Raw genomic sequence first — 3,574 nt, 5'->3', positions numbered from 1 at the left:
GGCATGGACGCCGCCGCCGAGGGGCTGCGGCCCTTCCTACTCACTCCCGCCGAGATCGGCCCCGGCTTCACCGCCGGGGACGAGCCGAAACCCGATCCGGCCACCCCGACGCTCTGCGGAGGCCCCGGCGTCGTTGCGCAGTTCCCGTACGCCGTGCGGGTCGGCGCGGCGGCCGAGAACGCGACCGGCCTGATCCAGGAGACGGTGAGCGTCTACGGCGACGACGGCACCGCCGAGGCGGCCTACCGCGCGTCCGTCGAGGGCATGAGCTGCTCGCAGGGCACGGTCAGCGGCAGGCCCGCCGCCATCGCCCCGGCCGAGGACCTGACGTTCGACCTCCCCTACGCCGAGGCGACCGGCTGGCGCGTCGGGGGCGAGGGTTTCGACGTGGTGATGATCGCCGTGCGGGATGGTTCCGTCGTCATGAACTTCACGGTGCTCGCCCCGGAGGACGGCCTGTCGGCACTGCCGGATCCCCTGGTCGTGGCGCAGAACGGCACCCAGAAGCTGCTCGGGTGAGACGCCGGTCACGCCGCCCCCCGGTTACGGTGGGCGGTGTGACGACGACCGACCGCTGGCTGGAGTTCGAGGGTCTGAGCAACGTCCGGGACGTCGGCGGGCTGCCGCTGCAGGGTGGCGGCGTCACCCGCAGCGGGGTGCTGCTGCGCAGCGAGTCCCTGGACCACGTGACCCCGGCGGACGTCTCCCGGCTGCAGGACGAGCTGGGCCTGCGGCTGGTCCTCGACCTGCGGACGGACCGGGAGATCGCCCAGTACGGGGAGTCGCCGCTGATCGCGGCGGGGGTCGAGACCGTGCAGTTCACGTTCATCCCCGAGGCGGGCCGCGAGCTCCCGGAGATCGGCGAGGACTTCCACCCGATGGTCGGCAACTACCTCGGGTACCTGAGGGACAAGGGGGCCAACGTCGTCGGCGCGATCCGTCGGATCGCCCGGGCGGAGGGCCCGACGCTCGTGCACTGCGCCGCGGGCAAGGACCGCACGGGCACGCTGGTCGCGCTGGTGCTGGAGTCCGTCGGGGTGGAGCGGGAGGCCGTCGTGGAGGACTACGCGCTGTCCGCGACCCGCATCGAGGCGATGTTCCGCCGCTGGACCGCGGCGAACGGCGAGGAGATGCCGTCCGCGGAGGAGATCCTGCGACACAGCCCGCGTGCGGAGGCGATGGACCAGGTCCTCCGGGTGATCGACGAGCGGGACGGCGGCGCCGCGGCCTGGCTGCAGGCCAACGGCCTCACCGACGACGAGCTGGCCGCCCTGCGCGAGCGCCTCGGCTGAGCACCAGGGCTCACCCTTCCCGAGCCCCACCTCCGCGCATCACGGAGCCGTCACGGCCTCCCCGAGCTGCTAGGGGAGCTCCTCGATCGCGACCGCCGCGTCGAGCTTGCGGAGGGTGCCGGGGTCCCCCGTGACCGCGGGCCAGCCGCGGCGCCGGGAGGTCGTGACGACCTGGCCGGCCACGATGTCGTCCTGGCCGGCGGCGGCGAGCAGCAGTCCGGACTCCTGGGCCATCGCGGGCGACAGGTCGTGGATCACCGTGTTGGGCAGGCCGAGCAGGACTTGCAGGGCCGCGTGGTGCTGGGGCTCGAGCTGGGCCCACGCCCGCCCGAGCGCGGCGCTGGGCACCGCGAGCACGAGGTTCTCCTCGACCGCGGCCCACACCAGGGCGCGCATGTACACGGGCCGCCCGGTCGCGAACGCCGTGAGCGCGGTGGCGTCGAGAACTCTTCCGCCGATCATGTGCGCGCCCTTCAGCCGACGGCGACCGGTGGGACGAGGCGCAGCGACCTGCGTGCCGCGTCGAGCTCGTCCGCCGGCGGGGGACCTCCGTACAGGTCGGCCAGAGTAGCGAGTGACCGATCGCGGTTCTGCCGCGCCTGCACCGCCTCGGCGACGTACGCGGACAGGCTGGCGGCCGATCCGTTCCGGACCGCCTCGCGTGCCTCGGTCACCATCTCGGCCGGCAGGGTGACGGTCACCCGCTCACTGCGCATACCGAGAGGCTACTCGGCGCATACCGGCCCGTCGACCGCTATGCAGGTTACCGGCGGGTATGCAAGGGTGGACCGGCTGCCGGACCCAGTGCAGGGAGTCATCGATGGACCTCACGTACACCGCGGCCGAGGAGGAGTTCCGCAGTGAGCTGCGCTCCTGGCTCTCGGCGAACATCCCGGCCGAGTGGCGCCGCCCCGGTTTCTGGGAGTCCCTGCCGGACGACGAGAGCTTCCGCCTGAGACGGGACTGGGAGCGCGACAAGGCACTCGCCGGCTTCGCGGGCATCCAGTGGCCCACCGAGTTCGGCGGCCGTGGCGGCACGCCCGGCATGAAGGCGATCTACGACGTCGAGATGGTGCTGGCCGACGCCCCGCGCACGGTCAACCCGCTCGGCCTGACCTTCCTCGCGCCCACCGTGATGGCGATCGGCACGGACGCGCAGCGCAAGGAGATCATCGGCCCGATGCTCCGCAACGAGGTCATCTGGTGCCAGGGCTTCTCCGAGCCCGGCGCGGGCTCCGACCTCGCGGCGCTCACCACCCGCGGGGTGCGCGACGGGGACGACTTCGTGGTCAACGGCCAGAAGGTCTGGACCACCAACGCCGTGCACGGCGACAAGATCTTCACGATGGTCCGCACCACCCCCGGCTCGCAGAAGCACCGCGGCATCTCGATGCTGCTGATCGACATGCACCAGCCCGGGGTGGACGCTCGCCCGCTCAAGCAGATGTCCGGGGCGAGCGAGTTCGGCGAGGTCTTCTTCGACGACGCCCGGGTCCCGGCCACCGACGTCCTCGGCGCGGTCGACGAGGGCTGGCGCACCGCGATGTTGCTGCTCTCCTTCGAGCGCGGCGCCTCCGGCATCTCGCAGTACACCGAGTTCCGCAGGCAGTACGACGAGATCGTCGCCGTCGCGCGCAAGGTCGGCAAGGACGCCGATCCGGTGGTCCGCGGCAGGCTCGCGAAGGTGCTCACCGAGCTGGAGTGCCTGCGGCTGCACTCGATGTACGTGCTGACCCAGACCGAGCAGGGCCGGGACCTGGGCTTCGAGGCGTCGATGACCAAGCTGCAGTGGTCGGAGACCTTCCAGGACCTCTGGGAGGTCTACGACGACGTCCTCGGCGAGGCCGCCACGCTCGAGCAGCTCGACGACCTCGACCTCCGTCCGCTCAACGCCCAGGCCATGTGGTCCCGCTCGGTCACCATCTGGGGCGGGTCGTCGCAGGTCCAGCGCAACGTCACCGCCGAGCGCGTGCTCGGCCTGCCTCGGTAAGGAGCCGTCATGTTCTTCGCCCTCACCGAGGACCAGCAGGAGTTCGGCTCCGCGGTCACGACGTACCTGGCCGAGCGGTTCGACACCGAGGCCGTGCGCGGCGTCTTCGAGGACGAGTCCGGGGACGGCAACCCCGCCTCGCTGTGGAAGGCGGCGGGCGAGCAGGGCTGGCTCGCCGTGACCGTCCCCGAGGAGCACGACGGGCTGGGCCTCGGGCTGATCGAGGCCCAGGTCATCGCCCGCGCGCTCGACGCCGAGCTCTTCTGGGTCCTGCTGCCCGCCGAGCTGGGCG

The 3,574-nt window shown here is 72.2% G+C and carries 6 protein-coding genes; 4 read left to right on the top strand and 2 right to left on the bottom strand.

Annotated features, from left to right (window positions below):
* Together H5J29_RS25415 and H5J29_RS25410 are read left to right on the top strand one after the other, a co-directional pair.
* A partial coding sequence (locus tag H5J29_RS25415) for a hypothetical protein (protein ID WP_181783546.1) occupies nucleotides 1-519 on the top strand: 519 nt, incomplete at its 5' end.
* 38 nt (nucleotides 520-557) lie between these two features.
* Nucleotides 558-1,292: a tyrosine-protein phosphatase gene (locus tag H5J29_RS25410; RefSeq protein WP_181783545.1), complete on the top strand. Its 735-nt coding sequence runs from the start codon at nucleotides 558-560 to the stop codon at nucleotides 1,290-1,292.
* A 69-nt stretch (nucleotides 1,293-1,361) separates the two neighbouring features.
* On the opposite strand, the gene H5J29_RS25405 is transcribed toward H5J29_RS25410, so the two are convergent.
* Both H5J29_RS25405 and H5J29_RS25400 read right to left on the bottom strand, forming a co-directional pair.
* On the bottom strand, nucleotides 1,362-1,754 hold the full coding sequence (locus tag H5J29_RS25405) for a hypothetical protein (RefSeq protein ID WP_181783544.1): 393 nt from the start codon (nucleotides 1,752-1,754) through the stop codon (nucleotides 1,362-1,364).
* Nucleotides 1,755-1,765: 11 nt separating this feature from the next.
* Entirely contained in the window at nucleotides 1,766-2,008 is a 243-nt protein-coding gene (locus H5J29_RS25400; protein WP_181783543.1) for a ribbon-helix-helix domain-containing protein, read from the bottom strand.
* A gap of 104 nt (nucleotides 2,009-2,112) precedes the next feature.
* Here H5J29_RS25400 and H5J29_RS25395 point away from each other — a divergent pair, with 104 nt between their 5' ends.
* Together H5J29_RS25395 and H5J29_RS25390 are read left to right on the top strand one after the other, a co-directional pair.
* On the top strand, nucleotides 2,113-3,282 hold the full coding sequence (locus tag H5J29_RS25395) for an acyl-CoA dehydrogenase family protein (RefSeq protein WP_181783542.1): 1,170 nt from the start codon (nucleotides 2,113-2,115) through the stop codon (nucleotides 3,280-3,282).
* Nucleotides 3,283-3,291: 9 nt separating this feature from the next.
* Nucleotides 3,292-3,574: acyl-CoA dehydrogenase family protein (locus H5J29_RS25390; protein ID WP_181783541.1), on the top strand; the 283-nt coding region annotated here is incomplete at its 3' end.

The organism is Pseudonocardia pini (assembly GCF_013870575.1).
Lineage (GTDB): Bacteria > Actinomycetota > Actinomycetes > Mycobacteriales > Pseudonocardiaceae > Pseudonocardia > Pseudonocardia pini.
This window is presented reverse-complemented; position numbering and strand designations above follow the sequence as displayed.